This window comes from Shimia sp. W99, from assembly GCF_053851455.3.
In genome coordinates this window covers 2,791,171-2,816,682 of sequence record NZ_JBSQBU020000001.1, presented here as the reverse complement: position 1 = coordinate 2,816,682, position 25,512 = coordinate 2,791,171, and the positions used below count along the sequence as shown (strand labels likewise).

General features: G+C 61.7%; 25 protein-coding genes, 1 tRNA gene and 1 riboswitch. Of the genes, 11 read left to right on the top strand and 15 right to left on the bottom strand.

The annotated features are described in order from the left end of the window. Positions 1-65 precede the first annotated feature (65 nt). Together ACS3QZ_RS13720 and arfB are read left to right on the top strand one after the other, a co-directional pair. On the top strand, positions 66-701 hold the full coding sequence (locus ACS3QZ_RS13720) for a queuosine precursor transporter (RefSeq protein ID WP_456038348.1): 636 nt from the start codon (positions 66-68) through the stop codon (positions 699-701). Positions 702-1,099: 398 nt separating this feature from the next. Continuing rightward, positions 1,100-1,522, top strand: coding sequence for an alternative ribosome rescue aminoacyl-tRNA hydrolase ArfB (arfB, locus tag ACS3QZ_RS13715; protein ID WP_456038347.1), 423 nt, complete (start codon positions 1,100-1,102; stop codon positions 1,520-1,522). Here arfB and ACS3QZ_RS13710 read toward each other — a convergent pair. Both ACS3QZ_RS13710 and ACS3QZ_RS13705 read right to left on the bottom strand, forming a co-directional pair. Beyond that, the gene (locus tag ACS3QZ_RS13710; RefSeq protein ID WP_456038346.1) at positions 1,506-2,174 is read right to left on the bottom strand and encodes an ATP-grasp fold amidoligase family protein; all 669 of its coding nucleotides are present in this window, start codon (positions 2,172-2,174) and stop codon (positions 1,506-1,508) included. The genes arfB and ACS3QZ_RS13710 overlap by 17 nt on opposite strands. A 39-nt stretch (positions 2,175-2,213) precedes the next feature. Then, positions 2,214-2,507, bottom strand: a complete 294-nt coding sequence (locus ACS3QZ_RS13705) for a hypothetical protein (protein WP_456038345.1) — start codon at positions 2,505-2,507, stop codon at positions 2,214-2,216. Between the two features lie 141 nt (positions 2,508-2,648). On the opposite strand from ACS3QZ_RS13705, the gene ACS3QZ_RS13700 reads away from it, so the two are divergent. After that, complete coding sequence (locus ACS3QZ_RS13700) at positions 2,649-3,914, top strand: aspartate aminotransferase family protein (RefSeq protein ID WP_456038344.1); 1,266 nt, start codon at positions 2,649-2,651, stop codon at positions 3,912-3,914. Beyond that, positions 3,914-4,867, top strand: a complete 954-nt coding sequence (locus ACS3QZ_RS13695) for a phosphotransferase enzyme family protein (RefSeq protein ID WP_456038343.1) — start codon at positions 3,914-3,916, stop codon at positions 4,865-4,867. The genes ACS3QZ_RS13700 and ACS3QZ_RS13695 overlap by 1 nt, the downstream gene beginning before the upstream one ends. On the opposite strand, the gene ACS3QZ_RS13690 is transcribed toward ACS3QZ_RS13695, so the two are convergent. After that, positions 4,864-5,310 (bottom strand): winged helix-turn-helix transcriptional regulator, encoded by a 447-nt coding sequence (locus tag ACS3QZ_RS13690; protein WP_456038342.1) that lies wholly within the window; start codon positions 5,308-5,310, stop codon positions 4,864-4,866. The genes ACS3QZ_RS13695 and ACS3QZ_RS13690 overlap by 4 nt on opposite strands. 139 nt (positions 5,311-5,449) lie before the next feature. Here ACS3QZ_RS13690 and ACS3QZ_RS13685 point away from each other — a divergent pair, with 139 nt between their 5' ends. Next, positions 5,450-6,286, top strand: coding sequence for an alpha/beta fold hydrolase (locus tag ACS3QZ_RS13685; protein ID WP_456038341.1), 837 nt, complete (start codon positions 5,450-5,452; stop codon positions 6,284-6,286). Here ACS3QZ_RS13685 and pncB read toward each other — a convergent pair. From pncB to pncA, 4 genes are all read right to left on the bottom strand, one after another. Continuing rightward, positions 6,283-7,575 carry a nicotinate phosphoribosyltransferase gene (gene pncB, locus ACS3QZ_RS13680; RefSeq protein WP_456038340.1) on the bottom strand — a complete coding sequence of 431 codons (1,293 nt, stop codon included), beginning with the start codon at positions 7,573-7,575 and terminating at the stop codon, positions 6,283-6,285. The genes ACS3QZ_RS13685 and pncB overlap by 4 nt on opposite strands. A gap of 83 nt (positions 7,576-7,658) precedes the next feature. Then, positions 7,659-8,024, bottom strand: a complete 366-nt coding sequence (locus ACS3QZ_RS13675; protein WP_456038339.1) for a response regulator — start codon at positions 8,022-8,024, stop codon at positions 7,659-7,661. 16 nt (positions 8,025-8,040) lie between these two features. Further along, complete coding sequence (locus tag ACS3QZ_RS13670; RefSeq protein ID WP_456038338.1) at positions 8,041-9,885, bottom strand: sensor histidine kinase; 1,845 nt, start codon at positions 9,883-9,885, stop codon at positions 8,041-8,043. 72 nt (positions 9,886-9,957) lie between these two features. Then, on the bottom strand, positions 9,958-10,554 hold the full coding sequence (gene pncA, locus ACS3QZ_RS13665; RefSeq protein ID WP_456038337.1) for a bifunctional nicotinamidase/pyrazinamidase: 597 nt from the start codon (positions 10,552-10,554) through the stop codon (positions 9,958-9,960). A gap of 349 nt (positions 10,555-10,903) precedes the next feature. On the opposite strand from pncA, the gene ACS3QZ_RS13660 reads away from it, so the two are divergent. Beyond that, positions 10,904-11,722 carry a DUF2189 domain-containing protein gene (locus ACS3QZ_RS13660; RefSeq protein WP_456038336.1) on the top strand — a complete coding sequence of 273 codons (819 nt, stop codon included), beginning with the start codon at positions 10,904-10,906 and terminating at the stop codon, positions 11,720-11,722. A 92-nt stretch (positions 11,723-11,814) separates the two neighbouring features. On the opposite strand, the gene ACS3QZ_RS13655 is transcribed toward ACS3QZ_RS13660, so the two are convergent. From ACS3QZ_RS13655 to petA, 3 genes are read right to left on the bottom strand one after another with little or no spacing between them, the layout of a single operon-like run. After that, complete coding sequence (locus tag ACS3QZ_RS13655; protein WP_456038335.1) at positions 11,815-12,606, bottom strand: cytochrome c1; 792 nt, start codon at positions 12,604-12,606, stop codon at positions 11,815-11,817. Between the two features lie 15 nt (positions 12,607-12,621). Then, the gene (petB, locus tag ACS3QZ_RS13650) at positions 12,622-13,935 is read right to left on the bottom strand and encodes a cytochrome b (protein ID WP_093091944.1); all 1,314 of its coding nucleotides are present in this window, start codon (positions 13,933-13,935) and stop codon (positions 12,622-12,624) included. Positions 13,936-13,946: 11 nt separating this feature from the next. After that, positions 13,947-14,507: a ubiquinol-cytochrome c reductase iron-sulfur subunit gene (gene petA, locus ACS3QZ_RS13645; RefSeq protein ID WP_456038334.1), complete on the bottom strand. Its 561-nt coding sequence runs from the start codon at positions 14,505-14,507 to the stop codon at positions 13,947-13,949. A 415-nt stretch (positions 14,508-14,922) separates the two neighbouring features. On the opposite strand from petA, the gene ACS3QZ_RS13640 reads away from it, so the two are divergent. From ACS3QZ_RS13640 to fdhF, 3 genes are all read left to right on the top strand, one after another. Continuing rightward, positions 14,923-15,804 carry a LysR family transcriptional regulator gene (locus tag ACS3QZ_RS13640; protein WP_456038333.1) on the top strand — a complete coding sequence of 294 codons (882 nt, stop codon included), beginning with the start codon at positions 14,923-14,925 and terminating at the stop codon, positions 15,802-15,804. An 87-nt stretch (positions 15,805-15,891) separates the two neighbouring features. Continuing rightward, the gene (locus ACS3QZ_RS13635) at positions 15,892-17,580 is read left to right on the top strand and encodes an NAD(P)H-dependent oxidoreductase subunit E (RefSeq protein WP_456038332.1); all 1,689 of its coding nucleotides are present in this window, start codon (positions 15,892-15,894) and stop codon (positions 17,578-17,580) included. A 1-nt stretch (position 17,581) separates the two neighbouring features. Then, positions 17,582-20,365, top strand: coding sequence for a formate dehydrogenase subunit alpha (fdhF, locus tag ACS3QZ_RS13630; RefSeq protein WP_456038331.1), 2,784 nt, complete (start codon positions 17,582-17,584; stop codon positions 20,363-20,365). A gap of 42 nt (positions 20,366-20,407) precedes the next feature. On the opposite strand, the gene ACS3QZ_RS13625 is transcribed toward fdhF, so the two are convergent. Together ACS3QZ_RS13625 and ACS3QZ_RS13620 are read right to left on the bottom strand one after the other, a co-directional pair. Beyond that, positions 20,408-21,013: a glutathione S-transferase gene (locus ACS3QZ_RS13625; protein ID WP_456038330.1), complete on the bottom strand. Its 606-nt coding sequence runs from the start codon at positions 21,011-21,013 to the stop codon at positions 20,408-20,410. Between the two features lie 4 nt (positions 21,014-21,017). Then, positions 21,018-21,659 (bottom strand): FMN-binding negative transcriptional regulator, encoded by a 642-nt coding sequence (locus ACS3QZ_RS13620; RefSeq protein ID WP_456038329.1) that lies wholly within the window; start codon positions 21,657-21,659, stop codon positions 21,018-21,020. A gap of 62 nt (positions 21,660-21,721) precedes the next feature. After that, a riboswitch (FMN riboswitch) is annotated at positions 21,722-21,872 on the top strand. 85 nt (positions 21,873-21,957) lie between these two features. On the opposite strand from ACS3QZ_RS13620, the gene ACS3QZ_RS13615 reads away from it, so the two are divergent. Next, positions 21,958-22,398: a 6,7-dimethyl-8-ribityllumazine synthase gene (locus ACS3QZ_RS13615; protein WP_456038328.1), complete on the top strand. Its 441-nt coding sequence runs from the start codon at positions 21,958-21,960 to the stop codon at positions 22,396-22,398. A 44-nt stretch (positions 22,399-22,442) separates the two neighbouring features. On the opposite strand, the gene ACS3QZ_RS13610 is transcribed toward ACS3QZ_RS13615, so the two are convergent. The 3 genes from ACS3QZ_RS13610 to dapF form a co-directional block, all read right to left on the bottom strand. After that, complete coding sequence (locus ACS3QZ_RS13610) at positions 22,443-23,108, bottom strand: glutathione S-transferase (protein WP_456038327.1); 666 nt, start codon at positions 23,106-23,108, stop codon at positions 22,443-22,445. A gap of 111 nt (positions 23,109-23,219) precedes the next feature. After that, positions 23,220-24,479: a tRNA (N(6)-L-threonylcarbamoyladenosine(37)-C(2))-methylthiotransferase MtaB gene (gene mtaB / locus ACS3QZ_RS13605; protein ID WP_456038326.1), complete on the bottom strand. Its 1,260-nt coding sequence runs from the start codon at positions 24,477-24,479 to the stop codon at positions 23,220-23,222. After that, positions 24,479-25,318: a diaminopimelate epimerase gene (gene dapF / locus ACS3QZ_RS13600; protein ID WP_456038325.1), complete on the bottom strand. Its 840-nt coding sequence runs from the start codon at positions 25,316-25,318 to the stop codon at positions 24,479-24,481. The genes mtaB and dapF overlap by 1 nt, the downstream gene beginning before the upstream one ends. A gap of 98 nt (positions 25,319-25,416) precedes the next feature. On the opposite strand from dapF, the gene ACS3QZ_RS13595 reads away from it, so the two are divergent. Beyond that, a tRNA-Lys gene (locus tag ACS3QZ_RS13595) sits at positions 25,417-25,492 on the top strand. Positions 25,493-25,512: the final 20 nt, after the last annotated feature.

Genomic DNA, 25,512 nt, shown 5'->3' with positions numbered 1-25,512 from the left:
CGCCGCCCGTCCCGCATGGTGCGGGGCCAAGTCGCCGCTACCTTGTCAAAACGGGCTCAGAAAACATGCAGCGTATCCACATTCCAGGCATTCTTGCCATGGCCGCGATCGTCGTCGCGTCCAACATCCTTGTTCAGTTTCTCTTTGGTCAATGGCTGACCTGGGGGGCCTTTACCTATCCTCTCGCCTTTCTCGTCACGGATGTGATGAACCGCGTCTACGGCGCTGCCGCCGCGCGCCAGGTGGTCTTTGCCGGTTTCATCGTCGGCGTCATCTGTTCCGTCATCGGTACCCAGATCATGCTTGAAGGCGATGGCTTTACCTATCCCGCCGTCACCTTGCGGATCGCGCTGGGCTCGGGTCTCGCGTTTCTGACTGCGCAACTGCTGGACGTTGCGATTTTCGACCGTCTGCGCGAAGGGCGCTGGTGGCGGGCGCCGTTGGCTTCGACCTTGATCGGCTCTTCCGCAGATACCGCGATTTTCTTTACGATCGCTTTTTCCGGCGCGCTGAGCTTTCTCGAGCCGGGCAATGATGTGAGCTGGGCGGGTGAAATGCTGCCGCTTCTGGGTGCGGGCCCGGTCGTGCCGCTTTGGGTCAGCCTCGGATTTGCCGATTGGATGGTCAAACTTTCGCTGGCGCTGCTCGCTCTTGTGCCATTCCGCATCATCGTGGGGAATATGGTGCACCGGACCACATGATTTTGTTTGACATATCCTCATCCTGTGGCAGGCTGAGGGTACGCGAAACAATCTGAAAGGAGGTGCCCATTGTCTAGAGAAGCTATGGAGAGCAGTGTCGGAACAGTTCGGAAGGAGTGCAGCTGAGGCAGCCCTTGGCTGAAACGAAAACCGAATTGGTGCTCACCTAACCGATGCACCTCCTACAATCTCGAAGGGCTGTTCCCACGCGTGGAACGGCCCTTTTCGTTGCGTGGACCCCGCCGATTTGCGCTGTCGGTATCGTGTCGGTATTACGTCGGTATTGCGTCGGTATTGCGTCGGTGTGGTTGCCCGTTTCTGCGATTTCACCGTTTCGAACCGGATTCGGTTCAGGATTTCGTAACCAATTTGAGACACGGACCATTGAAAGGGCCGACATGCTTGTTGTTGCCGAGGGGATCACCATTCAGGACTGGGAGCTGACCGAACAGTTTGTCCGCGCCAGCGGTCCGGGTGGTCAGAATGTGAACAAGGTGGCGACGGCGGTTGAATTGCGGTTCGAAGCGGCGCGTTCGCCTTCGCTGGACGGGCCGGTCAAGACGCGGCTGCGGCGGCTGGCCGGGCGGAGATGGACGCGGGATGGGGCCATCGTGATCCAGTGCGATGAAACCCGAAGCCAGGCCCGCAATCGCGAAATTGCCCGAGACCGGCTGGCCGAACTGATCCGCAAGGCGCTTGTCGCGCCCAAGAAGCGGGTAAAGACCAAGCCGACATGGGGCTCACAGCAACGGCGCCTCAAGGCCAAGAAAGTGCGCGGCGAGGTCAAGGCCATGCGTGGTAAGATCACGGGCGAGGAGTGACCTCGTCAAAAATGCCACCTTTCCAGCGCTGCCCCATCCAGAGATCCAGGTCTGCCGAGATGGGCAGGCGTTGCCCACCCACAGGCGCCAGGGTGATTTCCCCCAGATAGATACGATCTTCGACAAGATAGAGGTCGACACGGGCATATTCGAACGGCTTCGAGATCGCTTCGGCCACCTTCAGGATCAGGTCATAGTTTTCGGGGCGCGGCAGGCCTTCGCCCGTCTGGAAGAACAGCATTTCCGGGACGAAGTTGAAGTCGCGGTCAAAGATCAGTTGGCGATGATCCGTGGCGCGGTCCTGATCCACCTGCGCAGCGAAAACGCGGCCACGGCAGGCGTGGAACTTCCAGTCCACAAGAGACTCGCCGGGCTTGGGAGAGAGGTCCGCTTCGATCAGGTTCTGATTGCGGATCATGCTGTACCACCATTCCCCGGCGCGCACCCCGTGTATGCGTTTGAGCCAGCCGGCCGAGTACTGCTCCAGCCGCTCCAGCTGGTCGTCCTTGGGCGGGATCGAAAAACTATAGTTGGTGGTGCAACCAGTGTTAGATTTCGCGTAATAGGTACCCGGTGCAAGCGACAGGGTGTCCAGCAAAGCCGGGGTAATCGGGGTATTGCCTGTCCATACGGGGGGAATGGTGCTTGCCACGTCGCGCAGGTCTTCGGGGATGTATTCGGCGCAGGCGGTTCAGTCCGTCGGAGAGGGCATCGGGACCGGCGCGAAGAACTTGCTGAGGACAAGTTTTTCGAAATAGGTCTGGGGTGCGGTGTAGTTCAGATATCGCCCCCGCGTGGACAATGCGATTTGCAGCGCGCGGGCAAGCTTGTGAACAATGTCGGCCGCGGGCAGCACGTCAATACCGCGCAGCGTACCCGGCGGGGGAGGTTCCGCCGCGCCAAAGAGATTTTCCGCATAAATGCGTTTAACGGATTCGCGCGCTTGTTGGCGCGTCTCGTACATGTCGATGCGTTCAAGTTTCATGGCTGCCCGGCCAGTATGTTTTATTTTTCCTCATCCTAGCGGGCGGTCCGCAAAGCGGCAATCCATTCTTGCGTATTTCGGGCTTGAACCAGCGCGGCCAAGACGCCAACAAAGGGGCGCAAATATCAAGGGGTTGGCGACATGACATCGGATCTGGAACGGCGGGCACGGTTGCTGGGGCCGCATATGACGACGTTTTATCGCGAGCCTGTCCATGTGGCGCGGGGACAGGGCGTCTGGCTCTGGGACAAGGACGGGCGTCAGTATCTCGATTGCTACAACAACGTGCCCCATGTCGGCCATTGCCATCCCCGCGTGGTCGAGGCGATCTGTCGACAGGCTGGCGCCTTGAACACGCACACCCGCTATGTGCATGACATGATCCTTGACTACGGCGAGGCGCTCACTGCGAAGTTCGGGCATGATCTGGACAGCCTTGTGATGGTCTGTTCCGGCTCCGAGGCCAATGACGTCGCGCTGCGCATGGCGCAGGCCTTGACCGGAAAGACCGGGGTCATCGGGACGGACAACACCTATCACGGCAATACGGCGGCGGTGTCGCAACTCAATTCCTCCAAGGTGCCGGTGGGCGGTTATCAGGACCACGTCCGGCAGGTGCCCGCGCCGGACAACATGGCCCCCGTGGGTGGGAGCCGTGAGGGGCAGGCCGAAGCCTTTGCACGGGGCGTGGAGAAGGCCGTGGCCGAGCTCGACGCGTCGAGGCATGGTGTGTCTGCGCTGATCGTATGCCCGTATTTTGCCAACGAGGGCTTTCCAACGCTTGAGCGCGGCTTTCTGGATCGTGCAATCGCCGCGGTGCGCAAGGCGGGTGGATTGATCATAGCCGATGAGGTGCAGCCCGGTTTCGGGCGGATCGGGTCGCATTGGTGGGGACATGAACGGCTTGGGTTTGCGCCCGACATCGTGACATTGGGCAAGCCGATGGGCAACGGGCACCCGGTGGCGGCGGTGGTGACGCGGCCAGAGATTCTGACCTGCTTTCAGGAGGCGTTCCGCTATTTCAACACGTTTGGCGGCAACCCGGTGAGTGCGGCTGCGGCCATGGCGGTGTTGCAGGTGATCGAAGATGAAGCGCTGGTGGAGAATGCGTGCGATGTGGGCGTCTATGCGGTGGGCCTGTTGCGGGAGTTGCAGGCGCGGCATGACGTGATCGCGGATGTGCGTGGGGCAGGGTTGTTTTTTGGGGCCGAGCTGTGGCGCGACGGTGCGCCCGCGACCGGGCTTTGCGCGGCCATGGTCGACGAAATGCGGGACCGGGGTGTGCTTTTGCATTCCGTCGGGCGGCATTCCAACACACTCAAGGTGCGCCCGCCCTGCGTGTTCAGCCGGGAGAATGCCGACCAGTTGGTTGATGTGATGGACGCGGCACTTGGGGCGGTGACCTGATGGAGCGGGATGTCCATCAGCTTGCTTCGGACGCCTTGCTGGCGTGGGGCGTGACCGCGCCGCCGCGCCTGATCAAGAACCGCGAAAACGTCGTGTTCGAAGCGTGCGGGCCGAATGGTGAACGCGCGGCGCTGCGCCTTCATAGGCCGGGGTATCAGAGTGACGATGCAATCCGCTCGGAATTGTGGTGGGCCGAGGCGCTTGGGGCGGCGGGTATGGATGTTCCCTTGCCGATCCGCGCGATGGATGGCGACGTGCTGGCCGCTGTGCCGGGGCGGGTGGCGTCTCTTGTGACGTGGATGGACGGCGCGCCTCTTGGCGAAGGCGGCGTGCCGCTGGCGATGCCCGAGGCCGAACAGGTGGCGTTGCATCGGGCGCTTGGCGCGGAACTGGCGCGGCTGCATACCGAAAGTGACAATGCGACATTACCGGACGGGTTCACGCGTGGGGTGCTGGATGTCGAGGCGCTTGTCGGCGAGACGCCCGCGTGGGGCCGGTTCTGGGAGAATGCCAGCCTTTCGACCGAGGAATCCGCGCTGCTTCTGCAAGCGCGGGCGCGGTTGCGCACGGTTCTGCTGGAGCATGCAGCGGCGGCCGGTGATTTCGGTCTGATCCATGCCGATGCGTTGCGAGAAAACGTGCTGGTTTCCCGGGGCCGCGTGCGCCTGATTGATTTTGACGACGGCGTTTTCGGGTTTCGTATGTACGAGCTGGGCGTCGCCATGTCGCAGAATTGGGATCAGCCCAACCGGGATGCGCTGGGCGTGGCGCTTTTGGATGGGTATGGGCAGGTGCGCGCCTTGCCAGGTGATGCCGAAACGCTATTGCAGTCCTTCACGGTGATGCGGGGGCTGGCGTCCTGTGGCTGGGTCATCGGGCGCTACCCTGATGATCACCCGGCGGTGCGGGACTACGCGCAACGCGCGCTCGAAATGGTGCGCGCGTGGCTCTAATCCTCTGAGCGTTCGGCCCAGATAGACTGATAAGTGATTTCTTCCCCGGTATTGGCGTCCACCACGCGCGGGGCGATCGGTGTTCTGGTGGCGCGCGAGACCATGCGATAGGGCGGCGTTTTGTCAGAAGGGATATGCGCCTCGGCCCAACCGATCAAAACCTGCATGACCGGTACGAAATCGCGCGCGGCCTGCGTTGGACGGTATTCAAAACGAGTTGGCCGTTCCTGGTAGGGGCGTCTTTCCAGAAGGCCGGCTGACTCCAGTTTCTTCAACCGTTCGGCAAGAACATGTCGCGTTATGCCGAGATCGGCCTGAAGCTGATCAAACTTGCGAATACCTAGCAGACAATCGCGCAGCACCAACAACGTCCAGCGATCACCGATCACGGACATGGCTCGCGCCACGGGGCAGGCCTCGTCAGGGAGTTCATTCCATTTCATATGCGTTTCATAGCACGACTTGACAAAGTTCTAAAATAGAATTTACTAGTGAGTCTAAAAATGGAACTCAATGGGTGCCGATATGACCGATACGACGCAAACCCTCCGATTTCGACATCCATCGCGGGTGCGTGACCGAATGAAAATGCTCGGAAAGGTGGGCATACGTGCCGGGTTGTGGAGCCTGTCGCACGCCGCCCCCGATCTCATGGCGCGCTGGTACGCAGACCGTTTCACCACGCCGCGCCGATTCCCTGTGGCCCGGAGAGAAAAGGATTGGATGCGCCAGGTACGACCGTCCCGCCTGCCTTTCGACGGGGCGGATTCGCTTGCACTATATGAATGGGGTGAAGGGCCAGTTGTGCTTCTTGTGCATGGTTTTGAGGGGCGTGCCGGGCAGCTTGGCGGCTTTGTTGCCCCTTTTGTAACCGCCGGGTACAGGGTGGTGGCGTTCGACGCCCCTGCGCATGGCGCTTCGGATGGAAAGCGGACCGCCATTCAAGAGATGGCGCGGGCATTGAGCAAGGTTGCCGGCCACGTCGGCCCGGTAGAGGCTGTGGTGGCACATTCGCTGGGTTCCACGGCCTTGGTCGAGTGTCTCTATCAGGGAATGGAGGCTGACCGCGCCGTTCTGATTGCGCCGCCAGTGCATCCCGAGACCTATCTGCCGCGAATTGCCCGCCACTTTGGGATCAGCCAGAAGGTTGCGGGACGGGCGCAAGCCTTGCTTGAAGCGCGCCACGGTGCGCCTTTCGAAGATTACCGTCCCTTGTCGGCCGCGCGCCATCTCAGCCAACCTGCGCTCATCCTGCATGATGAGGATGACCGGCAAGTGCCTTTGGATGAGGGGGAAAAGCTTGCGCGGTTCTGGCCCGGTGCCACGCTGGAGATGACCCAGAGTCTCGGGCACAACCGCATCCTGCGCGACCCGGGCGTGATCGCGCGTGCGCTGACCTTCGTCCAGGCGCGCGGTTAAACAATCACGTCCATCTCGTCCTGTTCCCCAACCCCGAACACGCGCTTGTAGCGATCGATCTGATCTTGCGGACCCATCGCCTTGTTGGGATTGTCCGAAAGCTTGACCGTTGGGTTGCCATTGGCCTTGACGGCCTTGCAGACCAGCGAGAAGGGGGCCAGCCCATCGCCCCGCGTCAGGCCGCGGAAATCATTGGTGAGCAGGGTGCCCCAACCGAACGATATCTTGGCGCGCCCGGCAAACTGCTTGTGAAGCTCTTCGATTTTTTCCACGTCTAGACCATCGGAAAAGATGATTAGCTTCTGAGTTGGGTCTTCTCCACGCTCTTTCCACCAGCGGATCGCGGTTTCGGCCCCGGTTGTCGGATCGCCGGAATCGATGCGAATGCCGGTCCAGCCCGCAAGCCAGTCCGGTGCATGTTTGAGGAACCCATCGGTCCCATAGGTATCAGGCAGGATGATGCGCAAGTTGCCTTCGTGCTCTTCGTGCCAGTCGGCTAAAACCTTGTAGGGCGCTTCACGTAGTTCGGCATCGGTTTCAGCCAGCGCAGAAAACACCATGGGAAGCTCATGCGCGTTCGTGCCAATGGCCTCGAGGTCGCGCTTCATCGCTATCAGGCAGTTCGATGTGCCGACGAACTTGTCCCCCAGACCCTCGACCATGGCCTGAACACACCAGTCCTGCCAGAGATAGGAGTGGCGCCGACGGGTGCCGAAATCGGCGATACGCAGGTTCGGAAGGTCGCGCAGCCGGTCAATTTTTTCCCAGAGCTTGGTCATCGCCCGTGCATAAAGCACCTGAAGCTCGAACCGGCGCATGTCATGCAACACCGCGCGACCGCGCAGTTCCATCAGCACCGCAAGCGCCGGGATTTCCCAGAGCATGACCTCGTGCCACTTGCCTTCGAAGGTCAACTCGTACTGCCCATTGCGTTTTTCAAGGTGGTAGTCGGGCAGGCGCAGGTTTTCGAACCACTCCATGAAATCCGGGCGGAACATCTGGCGTTTGCCGTAAAACGTGTTGCCGCGCAGGAAGGTGCTTTCACCGCGGGACAGGGATAGCGAGCGGATGTGATCCAGCTGTTCGCGCAACTCACCTTCGTCGATCAAATCGGCAAGGCGCACGGCGCTCGTGCGGTTGATCAGGCTGAAGGTCACTGTTGCATCCGGACGGTTCCGGAAAATCGACTGGCACATCAGCAGTTTGTAAAAGTCGTTGTCGATCAGGGAGCGCACAATGGGATCAATCTTCCACTTGTGGTTCCAGACTCGCGTGGCGATATCGACCATAGGCTCGGGCCCCCGGATTACGGTTGTTTGCCGTTGATACCCATTATTTCACAGGGGTCCAAGCCCTTTCCCCGCAAGGGTTTTCAGGTGCGGCGGACAGGTGCCCGCGCGATCTGGTGCAGGAGTTCTGATTTTCTCACGGGTTTGGTGAGAAAGGCGTCCATTCCGGCCTCGAGACAGGCGTCGCGATCACTTTGGTAGGCATTGGCTGTCAAGGCTATGATGCGGGGCTGCGCGCCGGGCTGCCGGCGAATGACGCGGGTGGCGTCAATGCCGTCCATTTCGGGCATGCTCATGTCCATCAGGATGACATCGGGCCTGTGTGCGCTGGCCAGTTCGACGGCCTCGCGCCCATTATGGGCAGCAATGAGATCCACCTGGGCGTCCCGCAGAAACTTGGCGATCACGAGGCGGTTGGTCTTGTTGTCTTCAGCCAGAAGGATGGTCATTCCGGCAAGCGCTTTTTCAGAGGGGGGGCGCTGGGCATCGTGAGTCTGTTCTACGTCGGCATCCACATGCTGAAGCAGGAGGGTGATGGTGAAGCAGGATCCTTTGCCCGGCGTGGAGAATACAGTGATGTCCCCCCCCCATCCTGCGCGCCAGCCCGCGAGAGATCGACAAACCAAGGCCCGTGCCGCCGAACTGCCGGGTGGTGGCGGCATCAGCCTGCGCGAATTGTTCAAAAATGCGTTCGATCCGGTCATTGGGAATGCCTATTCCCGTGTCAGTCACGTCGATGGAGAGCAACAGGCCGTCTGCCCTGTCCTTGGTTTCAAGATGCACCGCAACCTCACCGTGCGCCGTGAATTTGACCGCATTGCCGATCACATTCACAAGAATCTGACGCAGGCGAACGTCATCACCCATGATGCGGTCAGGAAGCGACTCCTGTCCCGTTAAGGTCAGTTTCACATTCTTGCCCTGCGCCTCGGGGCGCAGCAGGTTCAGGACCCCGTCAATGCAATCGGATGGGTCGAACGGAACGGCATTGATCTGCATCTCGCCTGCGCGCAGTTTGGAAAAGTCGAGGATATCGTTGATGATGGTCAACAGCGCTTCGGCAGAGTGGCGAATGGTGTTGACGTAAAGCCGGGATTCTTCGGACAAGTCGGCATCGCACAATAGGTCGGACATACCGATGATGCCATTCATCGGCGTGCGGATTTCGTGACTCATGCTGGCGAGGAAATCGGCCTTGGCGCGCTCACCCTCTTCGGCGGCGCGCTTGGCCTGGGCGAGCTCCTCATGATGTTGCTTGGCGAGCGTCACGTCGCGTTCGATCGCGATGACCATTTCCATGTTGCCGGTTTCATCGAATACGGGGGCGAGGTTCGTTTCAATCCAGATGCGGCGCCCGTCCTTGGTATAGTTGATGATTTCGGCCCGGTGGCTGCGCCCGTCCTGAATGGCCTCGGCAATCTCGCGGCTGGTTTCCTCGGACGTGTCGGGCCCGTTGAGAATATCGGCGGGTCTGCGGCCGACAACCTCGTTTGGTTTGAAGCCGGTGATGCGTGTGAAGGCGTCATTGACCCAGAGTATCCTGCCTCGCACGTCGCTGACGATGACGCTGTCGAGCGCGCGTTCGGCGACAATTGCCAGACGACGCATTTCGCTTTGCTGGGCTTGCAGGGCGGAGTTGGCCTTGGCCAGTTCAAGCCCCTGCTTGAGCAGGTTCAGGCTGTTGCGGGTTTCGCGACGGTGCCCGGCCTGTACGAAGGTGATGAAGACAAACACCATGTAGGCCATCATCACGGCCCCGAAGAGATTGTAGAAAAAAGCGATGGTGGCGTGTTGTTCGTGCAGTACCTCGATCACAAAAAGCCCAAGCACCGTGAGCGCATAAACAATCAATCGACCCAAGGCGGCGGCCTTGTGAAAAGGGAGCACGACGCCGCCATTGATCGCCGCGCCGGTCAGGTAGGCGAGGCAGAAGAACATCCCGGCCTCACCGGGCGCGGAGAACCATGCAAGGCAGACGCAGGCGGCGATGGTGGTGCCCTGAAGAACCGCGGTGCAGGTCGAAAGAACATAGGCGTCCCGGAACGAGGCTCCCCTTGCCATCTGCGCGGGGACGCGGCGCAGGTAGAGACAGTCAATCGCCTCGCCAGTCAGGGCAAGCAGCACCGCCAGTGCGCCGATCTGGGGTGAAGCGAGGATCACAAGGGAGAGCGCGCCGGTGAGAGTCAGGACCTGGCGTCCGAGAAAGTGTTTCACCCGCCCGACGGCATAGCGTTCCAGCAGGCCCACAGGAGTGTTCCGTCGGTCGAAGAGGGCCAGGCGACGGTCGATCTCGAGAATTTCGGCGCCCATTTCGGGGATCATCCTTCTGCAAAGATGATCCATTTCTATGGGGTAAATCCTTAAGAATTAGGCAATTTTTGATCAGGCCAGCGTGACGCCCTTGTCCGTCATCCCGGCAAGCGCCGCATCCAGCGATCCGTCCAGATCAATCGCGCGGCAGAGATCGCGGCGCACGGTCACGGCAAAGCCCAAGCGGGCGGCGTCCTGGGCCGAGAAGTTGACGCAGAAATCGGTGGCAAGGCCGACCATGGTCAGTTCGGTGATGCCCCGCGTCCTCAAATAACCCTCCAGCCCCGTTGGTGTGCTCTGGTCGTTCTCGAAAAAGGCCGAGTAGCTGTCGATGGCCGGGTTGTAACCCTTGCGGATAATGAGATCGGCGCGGGTTGTATCCAGATCGGTGTGAAAGGCGGCGCCAGGGGTGCCCTGAACACAGTGATCCGGCCAGAGCACCTGTGGACCATAGGGCATGTCGACAAGCTCATACGGGCCCTTGCCATCATGCGAGGATGCAAAGGACGAATGGCCCGCCGGGTGCCAGTCCTGGGTCAGGATCACGGCGTCGAAATCAGGCATCAGCGCGTTGATCCCGGCAACGATGGCATCGCCGTCCGGCACGGCCAGCGCCCCGCCGGGGCAGAAATCATTCTGGACGTCGATCACGATCAGGGCATGGGACATGGCGGGCTCCTCAAAGGTTAGCGAAACCGTAACAGGTCGCACGCGGGGGTCAATGCACAGGCCGCGCGACCCGGGGTCAATGGCCTTGTTTCATGGGGTTTTGGGGGTTCGGTTTCGCGTCGGTATCACGTCGGTATTGCGTCGGTGCGGGATCGGAAAAACCGCGGGGTTAACGCAGCGCGCGGTGACAAGGGGGCTATGCCAACGGAGGTGAACAAGCCCGGTCAGGCCGCCACTTGCCCGAAAACCCCGCCTGATGCAGACTTGTCGTCAGAGGAAGGATGTCCGTGTTCCGCCGAAACGGGGGTAAACGGTCCAGCGCGGCGCAACGCATTGGGAGGAGTGTTTCATGACATCCAATACCGAAAAGTCCACGCAATCGGACGCCCCGACGCCGCAGCAAGGGGGCATTCCAGAGGTCAACAAGGTGACCGCCGATGATATCACCGCATCGCTGAAGGCCGGGTTTTCCGATTTCCTTGCCCACCCGTTCATGAGCGGCTTTTTCGGCCTGTTCTACGCGGTTTTCGGCATTCTGCTTGTCTGGTGCCTTGTCTGGCTCGGCAAGATCTGGATGATCATTCCCGCCGTCGTCGGCTTTCCGCTGGTCGCACCCTTTGCTGCCGCCGGGCTTTATGAGATGTCGCGCCGTTTGCAGAAGGGGGAAAGCTTTGGCTGGGCGGATATCCTTGCCGTCATGGCCGATCAGCGCAAACGTGAGATGGGCTGGATGGCCTTTGTCACCTTGTTCATTTTCTGGGTGTGGATGTACCAGGTGCGGCTGTGGCTGGCGATCATCCTGCAGAATGCGTCATTTTCGGATGTCGGTGGCTTTCTGAACACCGTTTTCTTCACGCCCGAAGGGTGGACCTTTCTTGCCATCGGCACCTGTTCAGGGGCGTTGCTGTCTGCCGCCCTGTTCACGGTGACGGTTGTGGCCATGCCCATGCTGCTGGACCGGGAGTGCGATTTCGTGACTGCCATGCTGACCTCGGTCGAGGTCGTCAAACAAAACCCGGTGGTCATGCTTGGTTGGGCGGCGATCATTTCGATCACTGTGCTGCTGTCCATGGTCCCCGCGTTTCTGGGGCTGGTCTTTACGTTGCCGATCCTTGGGCACACGACATGGCATCTTTATCAGCGGGCCGTGGCGCCGATGGATGGGTGAACCGTCCGACAGCGCCGTTTGCAGTTTGGCTCCAAAGAAAAACCCCGCCCGGACATGCCGGACGGGGTTCGGTTTTCGAGATCTGGCGTGGATCAGAGATCCAGTTTCTTGCCTTTGATCGGTGCCCAAAGCTTCTTGTTGGTCAGGTACAGAAGCACGGTCAGCACGGTCAGGAACAGCACGCCGATGAAACCGGCCTGTTTGCGGGCCATCATCTTGGGCTCGGCGGCCCACATCAGGAAGGCCGCAACGTCTTCGGCTTCGTGGTGCAGCGAGTTCGAGTGACCGTCGGCAAATTCCACGTCCTCACCATAGAGCGGGGGCGCCATGGCGATCCAGCCGCCCGGGAAGGCGGTGTTTTCGTAGAAAGTGGTACCCGCTTCCTCTTTCTCCTCACCGGTGTAACCGGTCAGGATCGAGGCGATGTATTCCGGGCCACCCATGCCTTTGATGAACTGGTTGATACCGGTTCCGGCAGGACCGTGGAAACCCGCGCGGGCCTTGGCCATCAGTGACAGGTCAGGCGCGTTGGGATCGCCCGACATCGGGAAGTGATCGGTGGGCTTGCGCGGGCGATCGTCTTCCAGCTCGGCGTCGTAGATGTCCATCTGCGCGGCATAGGCGCGAACCTGATCTTCGGGCAGGTGCGGACCACCTTCGTCTGCGAGCGTGCGCAACGGCACGTAGCGCAGACCGTGGCAGGCCGAACAGACTTCGGTGTAGACCTGAAGGCCGCGCTGCAGCTGGTTCTGGTCGAACTTGCCGAACGGACCTTCAAAGCTGAAGTCCACGTCGTGGATGTGGCCAGCGCCACCTGCGGCCATCGCGCCACCTGCCGAAAGGGACAGGGCAGCAACTGCGGCGATGCTAAGTTTCTTAAGCATTATCCTGTTTCCTTCTTATTCAGCAGGCTTGCCGTAATGGGCTTCGAAGTCTTCCTCGATCGTGGCCGGCGGGGTTGTCGGCTTTTCGATCACACCCAGGATGGGCAGGATCACGAGGAAATAGGCGAACCAGTAGGCCGACCCGATCAGAGAGATGGTCGAGTAGGGCGGTTCGGCGGGCATTGCGCCGGCCCACATCAGGACGATGAAGTCGATGACCAAGAGGTAGAACCACCACTTGAACTGGGGACGGAAACGACCCGAGCGCACGCGCGAGGTATCCAGCCAGGGCACCAGCGCCATGACGATGATCGCTGCGAACATGGCAAGCACACCGAAGAACTTGGCGTCGATGATGCCACCGGTGATCCAGCTTGCGAACATCACAACCCAGACATCGGCGGTAAAGGCGCGAAGGATCGCGTAGAACGGCAGGAAGTACCATTCCGGAACGATGTGTGCGGGCGTCGCCAGCGGGTTGGCTTCGATGTAGTTGTCGGGGTGACCCAGATAGTTGGGCATGAAGCCGACAATCGCAAAGAACACCACGAGGATCAGCGACAGGGCGAACAGGTCCTTGATCACGAAGTAGGGCCAGAACGGCAGGGTGTCTTTCTTGGCTTCTTCCTTGGAACCGCGACGCACGTCGACACCGGTCGGGTTGTTGTTCCCGGTGGTGTGGAAGGCCCAGATATGCACGATCACCAGTGCGGCAATCACGAAGGGCAAGAGGTAGTGCAGCGAGAAGAAGCGGTTCAGCGTGGCGTTGTCCACGGCCGGGCCGCCCAGGAGGAAAGTCTGCAGCGATTCACCCACGAACGGGATCGCGCCAAACAGGCCGGTGATCACGGTCGCACCCCAGAAGGACATCTGACCCCAGGGCAGAACATAGCCCATGAAGCCGGTGGCCATCATCAGGAGGTAGATGATCATGCCGACGATCCACGTGATTTCGCGGGGCGCCTTGTAGGAGCCGTAAAACAGGCCGCGGAAGATGTGGATGTAAACAGCCAGGAAGAACAGCGAGGCGCCGTTCATGTGCAGGTAGCGCAGCATGTGGCCACCGTTCACGTCACGCATGATGTGTTCGATCGAGGCAAAGGCCAGGTCGACATGCGGGGTGTAGTGCATCACCAGAACGATACCGGTGACGATCTGCAGCGCCAGGCAGAAGGCCAGGACGATGCCCCAGATCCACCACCAGTTCAGGTTCTTGGGGGTGGGGATCATGATGGTGTCATAGATCAGGCCAATGACGGGCAGGCGGGAGTTGACCCACTTTGCGGCGCCCGACTTGGCTTCGTAATGATCGTGAGGAATTCCGGACATGTGCGCGTTCCTTATCCGAGGACCAGCTCGCTGCCTTCAAAGGCGGCGATCGGAACATGAAGGTTTTCGGGAGCCGGACCTTTGCGGATACGGCCGGATGTGTCGTAGTGCGACCCGTGACAGGGGCAGAACCAGCCGCCGAAGTCACCGGCGCCATCACCAAGCGGCACACAGCCGAGGTGGGTACACACACCCATCATCACCAGCCATTCGCCAGCTTCGTCCATCGAGCGGTTCTCGTCCGAGGCGTCGGAGCCGGGCTTGTTGGCGTTCTGGGACATCTGGTCGATCGGCAGTTCCGATGCCGGGGTGGCGCGGGCTGCGTCGATTTCGTCCTGGGTGCGGCGGCGGATGAACACCGGCTTGCCGAGCCATTTTACAGTCAGCTGCGTGCCGGGCTCGATGCCCGACGTATCGACGCGAATCGACGACAGCGCCCGGACATCCGCGGAGGGGTTCATCTGGTTGACCAGCGGCCAGACGGCGGCACCTGCGGTCACGGCACCTGCGCCAGCGGTGGCGTAGTAGAGGAAGTCTCTGCGGGTGCCTTCGTGATCTTCTGCGTGGGACACGAGGTTCTCTCCATTTTTCAGCCGAAATCCGGCCAATATCGTTGGGGCCGCGGTGTCCCGCAGCCTCTCCCCGCCGCTATTTAACGAGAGAGTTGCTACCCGTCCAGCGAACATTCGCCTCTGACAAGCCCTCGCGTCTCTCTGTCGCGCTTGTGCAGCATATGGGCCGCAACTTGGGGTGATTCCGGGCAAGGTGGTGGAAATGGGCGCCTTTGGCGCGCAGGATGTCCGCGCCGTTGGCCGCTGGCCACCGTCGCAGGGAGGGCGGGGCGTTGCCCCGTCGCGCAGGGCTGCGCGACTCCCCAGGGTATTTTCGGAAAAAGAAAGTGCCGGGGGAATCGTCCGGCAGAGTGAGTCGCCCGGCAGTGGCAAAGCTGCTATGGGCAGAGACGGAATGCAGAGGAGGCGGCGCGCCGTGATCAGCCTGAGAGATCTGGAGTTCTTGTCCGCTTTGGCGCGGCACCGGCATTTTGCACGTGCGGCGGAGGAATGTGGCGTGTCCCAACCGGCCTTTTCCATGCGCATCCGCAAGATGGAGGAACGTCTGGGCACGTCGGTGGTGACGCGGGGCAACCGGTTTCGCGGTTTCACCCCGGAGGGTGAAGCGCTGGTGCGCCATGCGCGCAAGATCATGGAAAATGTGCAGCTTCTGGAAGCCGAGTTCCGCTCGGCGCGGGGCGACATCACCGGGCGGCTATCGCTGGGGGTGGTTCCGACGGCGGTGGCCTTTGCGGCCCAGACCGCGCGTCGGCTCTATGACCGGCATCCCGGTATCACCCTGCGAATTCTCGCGGCCACATCGCTGGAGATTCAGCAGGGCCTTGAGGACGGGCGGTTCGACGCCGGGATGACCTATGCGGAAGGCGTGTCGCGGGATCTTTTGCGGGTCGAGCGGCTCTATGACGAGCGCTATCTGTTGCTGGCGCCCGAGGCGATGGCGCCGCGCCATGAGGGCGTTGCACGCTGGGAAGAGGCGGCAGCGTTGCCGTTGAGCCTTCTTGAACCGGGAATGCGCAACCGGCGCATCCTGGATACGTTGTTTGCCGAGCTGGGGCTTGTGCCGCGCGTGGTGGCGGAAACCAACGGATTCACGGCCTCGATGGTGATGGCCGCGAACGGGATGGCCGCGACCGTGGTGCCCGAGTTGCTGGTGCAATCGCTGGGCGGGGGCACAGGCACGGTGGCGCTGCCGCTGGTGGAGCCGGAAGTCGAAAAGGAAGTTGCGCTGGTCAGTGCGCGGCGCGATCCGGGTTTGCCCGCAGTCGAGGCGCTGCGTCGGATGTTGGCGCTCTCTTGATAAGTAAAAGTTAATGCGCCTTCATTTCGGGGCGATTGATTATCAGTTTGGCTGATGTCACTGTTGCGCTCTGGCAAGGAGGGCAGCATGGCACCGCTGGACGATCAAAAAGGCATCTGGAAGAAGAAGGGCACCGGCAAATCCCGGCGCACACCCAAGGGGCGGCAGTTAGACGATGCCGCGCTGGATGAGGTGCGCGCCCTGTTGGGGAATCGGCCCCGGCGGCGGGACCTTCTGATCGAATTTTTGCATGTTATTCAGGATGCTTGCGGACATCTGTCCGCCGCGCATGTGCGTGCGCTTGCGGATGAGATGGGGATCGCGCAGGCCGAGGTTTACGAGGTGGCCACCTTCTATGCCCATTTCGACGTGGTGGTCGAGGGGAACACCCCGCCGCCCGCCCTGACGATCCGGGTGTGTGATTCGCTGTCCTGCGAGATGGCGGGGGCCGAGGCGCTGAGGACAGCGTTGCAGGACGGGCTGGACCCGGCCGAGGTGCGAGTGTTGCGCGCGCCCTGCATGGGGCGTTGTGATACGGCGCCGGTGTTGGAGATCGGGCACAACCATATCGACCATGCGACGCCCGAGAAGGTGGCGGCGGCGATTTCGGCAGGGGACACCCATGCGCATGTGCCGGACTACGAGGATTTCGCGGCTTATCGTGCGGCGGGGGGGTATGGCACGCTTTTGCGGCTGCGCGAAGACGGCGATCCGGTGGCCGAGGGGGAGAAAGTGCTCTCCTCGGGCCTGCGCGGTCTGGGCGGGGCCGGGTTCCCGTCGGGCAAGAAATGGGAATTCGTACGTGCCGAGAAGGGGCCGCGTTATCTGGCCGTGAACGGCGATGAGGGCGAGCCGGGCACGTTCAAAGACCGCTTTTATCTTGAGCGCACGCCGCACATGTTCCTTGAGGGCATGCTGATCGCGGCTTGGTCGGTCGAGGCGGAGACCTGTTTCATCTACATGCGCGACGAGTATCCGGCGGTGCTGGAAATCCTGCGGCGCGAAATTGCTGCGCTGGAAGAGGCCGGGATCGTGGCGCCGGGGTATATCGACCTGCGACGGGGGGCCGGGGCCTATATCTGTGGCGAAGAGAGCGCCATGATCGAGTCGATCGAAGGCAAGCGTGGGTTGCCGCGTCATCGCCCGCCATTTGTGGCGCAGGTCGGTGTGTTTGGCCGTCCGACGCTCGTGAACAACGTCGAAACGCTCTATTGGGTGGGTCGGATCTGCCGTGAAGGGCCGGAGGTTTTCGCGGTCGAGAAGAACGGTCGCAAGGGGCTGCGCAGTTATTCGGTTTCGGGCCGGGTGAAAAACCCCGGTGTGCACCTGTTGCCTGCGGGGTCGACCATTCTGGATGTGATCGAAGCCGCCGGGGGCATGGCCGAGGGGCATGTTTTCAAGGCCTATCAGCCGGGTGGGCCGTCATCGGGGCTGTTGCCAGCGTCGATGGATGACATTCCGCTCGATTTTGACACGTTGCAGCCGCATGGCAGCTTTATCGGGTCGGCCGCCGTGGTGGTCCTGAGCGATCAGGATTCGGCGCGGGGGGCGGCGCTCAATATGCTGCGGTTCTTTGAAGACGAGAGCTGCGGGCAGTGCACGCCCTGCCGTGCAGGGTGCGAGAAGGCCGTGAAGCTGATGCAGGCGGAACGCTGGGATCAGCCGCTTCTGGAAGAGTTGTGCCAGGTGATGGGCGATGCCTCGATCTGTGGTTTGGGGCAGGCGGCGCCGAACCCGATCCGCCTGGTGATGAAGCATTTCGGGGAGGAGATTTGAGATGGCTGACGGAGCACATATCGAAATGGTAACCTTCTCCCTCAATGGCGAAGACGTTACCGTGCCCGAGGGCACCACGATCTGGGAGGCGGCGCATGGGCGGGGTCTGGTGATTCCGCATCTGTGTCACAAACCGGCCAAGGGCTATCGCCCGGATGGAAACTGTCGCGCCTGCATGGTTGAGGTGGAAGGAGAGCGCACGCTTGTGGCGTCGTGCATTCGACCGGCCTCGGAGGGCATGGTGGTGAAGTCCGAAAGCGACCGGGCGAAGAAGGCGCGCGAGATGGTGGTCGAGCTGCTGGCCGCCGACCAGCCCGAGGTCAAACATGACGCGTCGAGCCATTTCTGGGAAATGGCGGCGTTGAACGGGGTGGAAGAAAGCCGTTTTCCGGCGAAAGCGCCCGAAAGCATTCCTTTGTTGGATGCGAGCCACGTGGCGATGAGCGTGAACCTTGACGCCTGCATTCACTGCAATCTCTGTGTGCGGGCCTGCCGCGAAGTGCAGGTGAACGATGTGATCGGCATGGGTGGGCGTGGCAGTTCGGCCAAGATCGTGTTCGATCAGGACGACCCGATGGGCAACTCGACCTGCGTCGCTTGTGGCGAATGTGTGCAGGCCTGTCCGACAGGCGCCTTGATGCCAGCGGCGATGCTGGATGAAACCGGCGCCGGGGACAGTGCCGATTTTGACCGCGAAGTGGACTCGGTCTGCCCCTATTGCGGGGTGGGCTGCCAGATCAAGTTCAAGATCAAGGACGACAAGATCAAGTATGTCGAGGGGATCGACGGGCCTGCCAATGAAAACCGCTTGTGCGTGAAGGGCCGGTTCGGGTTTGACTATATCGAACACCCGCATCGCCTGACCAAGCCTTTGATCCGGCGCCAAGACGCGCCGGCCAAGGGGCTGAACGTCGATCCGGGCAACCTGATGACTCATTTCCGCGAAGCGTCGTGGGAAGAGGCTTTGGATGCCGCGGCAGTTGGGCTGGCACGGTTGCGGGATCAGAAGGGCACATACGTGGCCGGGTTCGGCTCGGCCAAGTGCTCGAACGAGGAAGCCTATCTGTTCCAGAAGCTGATCCGGCAGGGGTTTGGCCATAACAACGTCGATCACTGCACGCGGCTTTGTCATGCCTCGTCGGTGTCGGCGCTGATCGAAAACGTGGGGTCCGGCGCCGTGACCGCGACGTTCAACGAGATCAAGAATGCGGATGTGGCCATCGTGATCGGGTGTAACCCGATCGAGAACCATCCTGTCGCCGCGACCTATTTCAAGCAGTTCGCCAAGCGTGGGGGTAAGTTGATCGTGATGGATCCGCGCGGCGTGGGGCTGGGACGGTTCGCAACCCATCGCCTGCAATTCAAGGCGGGCGGCGACGTGTCGATGCTCAACGCGATCATGCATGTGATCGTCGAGGAAGAGCTTTATGACGCCGATTACATCGCGCAGTTCACGGAGAACTGGGAGGCGATGAAGGCGCATCTTGAAGGGTTCAGCCCCGAGAAGATGGCGCCGATCTGTGGCATCGACCCAGACGAGCTGCGCGCGGCGGCGCGGACCTTTGCCGCCGGAAAGGCGGGTATGATCTTCTGGGGGATGGGTGTCAGCCAGCACATTCACGGCACCGACAATGCGCGCTGTTTGATCAACCTTGCCCTGATGACCGGCAATGTCGGCAAACCGGGCGCGGGTCTGCACCCCTTGCGGGGGCAGAACAACGTACAGGGGGCCTCGGATGCGGGTCTGATCCCGATGTTCCTGCCGGATTACCAGAGCGTGATGGATGATGGGGTGCGCTCGGCCTTTACAGAGGTCTGGCAGTCCGAGGATTTCAGCAATGAAAAGGGCCTGACCGTTGTCGAGATCATGCATGCGATCCACGATGGCGACATTCGCGGCATGTATATCCTTGGCGAGAACCCGGCCATGTCGGACCCTGACGTTGATCACGCCCGAGCCGCCTTGGCCAAGCTGGAGCACCTGGTGGTGCAGGACATCTTCCTCACCGAAACGGCGAACTACGCCGATGTGATCCTGCCATCAAGCGCGTGGTACGAGAAATCGGGCACCGTGACCAACACCAACCGGCAGGTGCAGATGGGGCGGCCTGTCTGCACGCCGCCGGGCGAGGCCAAGGAAGATTGGTGGATCGAAGTGGAGCTGGCCAAACGGCTTGGGCTGAACTGGGCGTATGACCACCCAAGCCAGGTATTTGCCGAGATGAAGCTTAACATGGGTTCGCTCGACAACATCACCTGGGAGCGTCTTGAGCGCACGGCGGTGACCTATCCTTCGCTGTCGCCCGAAGATCCAGGCCAGCCGATCGTGTTTGGTGACGGATTCCCGCGGGCCGCAGGGCGGGCGAGCTTCCGCCCCGCAGACGTGATCCCGCCCGATGAGACACCGGACGCGGACTATCCGATGGTGCTGATCACCGGGCGGCAGCTCGAACATTGGCACACCGGGTCGATGACCCGGCGGTCCAAGGTGCTTGATGCGGTTGAGCCAGAGGCGAACTGTTCCATGCATCCCAAGACGCTGCGCGCCCTTGGTGTCGCACCGGGGGAGTATGTGGAGTTGAGCACGCGGCGCGGCACGGTGACGGTGATGGCGCGGGCGGATCGCGCTGTGGCCGAGGACAACGTGTTCCTGCCCTTTGCCTATGTCGAGGCGGCGGCGAATATCCTGACCAACGCGGCGCTGGACCCTTATGGCAAGATCCCCGAGTTCAAATACTCGGCGGTGAAGGTGGCGAAAGCCAGCGCGCCGGTGGCAGCCGAGTAAGAAAAAAGGAGCGGCTTTCGGGCCGCTCCTTGTTTTTGCGGGTCAGCCTTCGGGGATCGTGGCCTGCATGCTCTCGCGCTGGGCGTATTCTGCATACCACGCGGCCAGCCCGTCACGGCCCCGGCGCCAATCACGGTCGCCATGGCGGAAATCAAGATAGCCAAGGGCGCAGCCGACGGCGATCTGTGCCATGCTGTCGGGGCCCTTGAGGTGGCTCATCCAGCGTTCATTCAACACGTCGAGCGCGTTTGTGACCTTGCCCCATTGGGCCTCGAGCCACGGCTCAAACACGATCTCTTCGGGACGCAGGCGCTTTTCGTAGACCATCAGAACAGCCGCTTCGAGGATGCCGTCGGCGGTGGCCTCAAGCGTGAGCACATCCCAGAGCCGGTCCTCGGGATAGAGGTTGGCCCCGGCGCGCGCAGCAAGGTAGCGGCAGATCACCCGGCTGTCATAGATCGCCGGGCCATCGGGGCGGATCAGGGCAGGAATCTTGCCCAGCGGGTTGGCCGCCGCGGCCTCGGGTGCGGTGTTGAGGGCCGTGGTCGCCACGGGAATCAGCTCTACATCGTCCTGTTGTCCGGTTTCGATCAGCGTCACGCGCACCTTGCGCACGAACGGCGACGCCGGGGAATGGATCAGTTGCATCGGATTATCCTTCTTGCTGGTCAGGCTCGGCCACGGGCGAGCGCATGAGCCCCGCGAGCACACGGGTTTCTGCGCCGACGCCATATGCGCCAATCTGGTCTGCCGCCGCGTGGCGGGCGGAGGCGGGTTTGTTCTGGCCAAGCTTCCACGTGCCCGCAACATCGTTGATGGTCAGGCGGAAGGGGCGGATCATGCGCAGCATGCGCTCAAAGGCCCCGGGGGTCATCTTGTCCCTTGTCCATGGCGGCTTGGGCAGAAGATGGGCTTCGAATTGCAGCGACAGCTCGTCGAGAAGGCCGGGCAATTGATCGTCGGGCATCGGGGACAGCGTCCCGGTGAGATGTACAGCGACATAGTTCCAGGTCGGAACCTGGTCGGGCAGGTTGTACCAGTCCGGCGAGATATAGCTGTCGGGGCCGCTGATCGCGATGCGCGCCGGGGTTGGCCCGGAAACCGCGCGGGCCATCGGGTTGGAGCGCACGAGATGCAGGTCGGCATGGGTGCCGTCCGGGTCAAGCACGAAGGGCACATGCGACATCAGCGGTGCAGCGTCGCCCGGCGTAGTCAGGATGCCAAAGCCGCGTTCGCGGGCAAAGGCGAGATTGTCCTCGGAAGGAATGGTGCGAAAGGCGGGGTTCGGGTGCATGTGCCGGTGCGTCTCCTTGGTCGATTGGATGTTGCAGGGGACGTTCCGGGTTGGCAAGGTGGTGATGTTCTCAGGGCGGGGTGAAATTCCCCACCGGCGGTATATGGGGGAGACCTCATGAGCCCGCGAGCGGCCCGACCGATGGTCGGGTGACAAGCAGATCCGGTGAGAGGCCGGAGCCGACGGTGATAGTCCGGATGGAAGAGAACGTGCAACGCGGGCGCCCTTTTGCCAGGGCGCGCCGGTGTTGTTCGTGATCGCCTTGGGTGACGTGTCTGTTGCAAAAGGAGAGACCGATATGACACACACCCGATTTGCCTTCATCAAGGCGCAATGGCATGCCGATATCGTCGATCAGGCGTTTGCCGGATTCTGCGAAGTCATCCCTGCGGCGCAGGTGGACGTGTTCGACGTGCCCGGCGCCTTCGAAATGCCGCTGTTGGCACGCGACCTTGCGGCCAGCGGGCGGTACGGCGCGGTGGCCTGTGCCGCTTTCGTCGTGGATGGTGGGATCTATCGCCATGATTTTGTTGCCCAGGCGGTGGTCGATGGCCTGATGCGGGCCGGGCTCGATACTGGTGTGCCGGTGCTTTCGGTATCGTTGACGCCGCACCATTACCAGGAGACCGAACACCACAATGCGATCTACCGCGCGCATTTCGTCGAGAAGGGGTGCGAGGCGGCGCAAGCCGCGCTTGGGGTGCTGAAAACCCGCGCGGGGCTTGTGGCTGCGGCGTAGACCAGCGGCGCGCCTTGCGGCGCACATGAAAATTCTGGGGCGGGTCAGGCCCGCCCCGATGCCTGCGGCGCGAGTATTTCCTGCAAAATGAAGGTCGGGGGATCGCCCGCTTTCCAGACCGGAAGCTTTGGCATGATCTTTGCGAACAGGTCCGAGGCGAGGAAGGTGTCGAGCCAACGGCCCAACGCAGGGGCTGCTTCGGCATCGAACCGAGGCTTGTCGATAAAGGCGAATTGGCGAACGAAGGGCAGGATGGCCATATCCGACAGGGTTGGGGTTGGGCCAAAGAGCCATGGGGTCTCTTCAAGCCGGGTGTTCAGGTCGTTGAGAAAGGCCATTGCCTGTGCGCGCTGGTCTTCAGGGTCCAGATCGGGATAGCGGGTGTGATACTTGGTGCGGTCGAGGGCCCGCTTGAAGGGGCCATCGGCGTGGGCGATCAAGTCTTGGCCGTCGGCGGGCATCGAGAGCCAGCCTTGCGGATCGCTCTGATGCAGGGCCCAGATCATGATGTCGAGGCTTTCGTCCAGAACCAGATCGCCAACTTTGAGACAAGGGACCGTTGCGCTGGGTGAGGTCTTCAGAAACTCCGGCGCCTTGTCGCGCAGCAGGATTTCGCGCAGTTCGACCTTCACCCCTGAGGTGGCCACGGCCAGCCGCGCCCGCATCGCGTACGGGCAGCGCCGAAAGCTGTAGAGAACGGGATCGGCCATGATGGTCTCTTCCTCCTTCATTTTGCCAGAAATACTCAAAACGCGCGCAGCGCGCCACGCCCAACCTCTGGCAGGGGCCGTCAGGCCCCGAAGAGGGCGGGAGTGCCACGATCAGGCGGTCAGCTGTCCGCCCAGAATGCCGTTGATTTTGGTTGTCACCACGGCGCCTTCGGTCTGGGGCGTGTCGAAGACCACTTCGGCAAACTGTTCTGTGCGCCCCATCTGCGGGTTTTCCATCAGCACGTGATGCGTGTGCCCGACTTGCGCCTGAAGATGGCGGGCAACTTGGTCATGCCCGGCATCGCGCAAACGCGCGGCGCGGGCTTTGATATCGTTTCCGTTGACTTGCGGCATGCGCGCTGCCGGTGTGCCGGGACGGGGGGAGTAGGGGAAGACGTGCAGCCAAGTCAGGTCGCATTCCGCCACCAGCCTGAGCGAGTTTTCGAACATCGCCTCGGTTTCGGTGGGGAAGCCGGCGATGATATCGGCGCCATAGGTCATGTCCGGGCGCAGTTTGCGGGCCTCTTCGCAGAACGCGATGGCATCGTCCCGCAGATGGCGACGTTTCATGCGTTTGAGGATCATGTCGTCCCCGGCCTGCAGCGACAGGTGCAGGTGCGGCATTAGGCGGGGTTCGGTGGCGATGGCCTGCATCAGGGCGTCGTCAGCTTCGATGGAATCGATGCTGCTGATCCGCAGGCGGGGCAGGTCCGGTACCAGTTTGAGAATGCGCAGCACAAGATCGCCCAGACGCGGCTGCATCGGCAGGTCCGCCCCCCAAGAGGTCAGGTCGACGCCTGTCAAAACAACCTCGTTAAAGCCCTTGTCCACCAGCCGCTTGATCTGGTCCACCACCACGCCCGCAGGCACCGAGCGGGAGTTCCCCCGGCCAAAGGGGATGATGCAGAAGGTGCAGCGGTGGTCACAACCGTTCTGGACCTGCACATAGGCGCGGCTGCGCGTGCCGAACCCGTCGATCAGGTGACCGGCCGTTTCGGTGACGGACATGATGTCATCCACCATGACCTTTTCGGTTTCACCAATGAAATCCGCGGCCATGCCAGCCCAGGTTTCCGGGCGCATTTTCTCGGAGTTGCCGATCACCTTGTCGACTTCTCCCATGGCGGCAAAGGTTTCGGGTTCGGTCTGGGCGGCGCAGCCGGTGACGATGATACGGGCGGTCGGGTTCTCGCGGCGCAGGCGGCGGATCTCCTGTCGCGCCTTGCGCACCGCTTCCGAAGTTACCGCACAGGTGTTCACAATCACCGCATCCCCAAGCCCGGCCTCTTGCGACATGGCCTTCATCGCCTCGGTTTCATAGGCGTTGAGACGACATCCGAGGGTGGTGAACTTGGGTGGCGCGCCAGCCATCAGGCCGACTCCAGAAAGCTGTGGGTAAAGGCGCCGGAGAAGACATGCATCGTAGGTCCGGTCATCCAGACGCCATCCTCGGCCCAGTTGATCCAGAGTGTGCCGCCATCGAGGTCGATCCGGACCTTGTGTCCGGTCAGGCCGCGCCGCGCTGCGGCCACGGCAGTCGCGCAGGAGGAAGAACCGGAGGCCATGGTGATGCCGACGCCGCGTTCCCAGACCCGCATGCGGATGTGATCCGGCCCGACAACATGGGCAACCTGCACGTTGGTGCGCTCCGGGTAAAGCGGATGATGTTCATGTTCGGCGCCGAAACCGGCAAGGTCCACGGCCTCGGCATCCTTTACAAAGAAGGTGCAGTGCGGATTGCCCATGCCGGTGGCGGTGGGCGCGCCGTCGATCGGCAGTTCCAGCGTGTCCATTTCGCGGACCAGCGGAACATCCTGCCAGTCAAGCTGGGGCTGCCCCATGTTGACCGAGGTCAGCCCGTCGCCCGCGTCCCGCGCCATCAGCGTGCCGCGATCGGTGGTCAGGCGCAGCGACGTGCGCCCGGTCTCGTCCATGATATGACGCGCGATGCAGCGCGTGGCGTTGCCGCAGGCGGCCGAGGTCGATCCGTCAGCATTGTAGAAGGTCAGGTGCCCGTCGTGCCGGTCCGAGCTGATCACGGCAAGCTGGTCAAAGCCGACGCCACAATGCCTATGCGCAATGGCCTTGATCTGGGATTCGCTCAGTTCCACGTCTCGGGTACGCGCGTCGATGACAACGAAATCGTTGCCGAGCCCATGCATTTTCATGAAGGGCAGGGATATGTTCTGGGACCTGATCATGCCGCGCATATACGCCTGTTATTTCGCCGTTTCCAGAGCGATGCATTTTTTCTTGAGAATCGTCTTGACCCCCTTGGACAGTCAGCATAGTAACCGCGCCACAGAGTGGGCCGTTAGCTCAGTTGGTAGAGCAACTGACTTTTAATCAGTGGGTCGTAGGTTCGAATCCTACACGGCTCACCACTGCAATCAATGACTTAGTA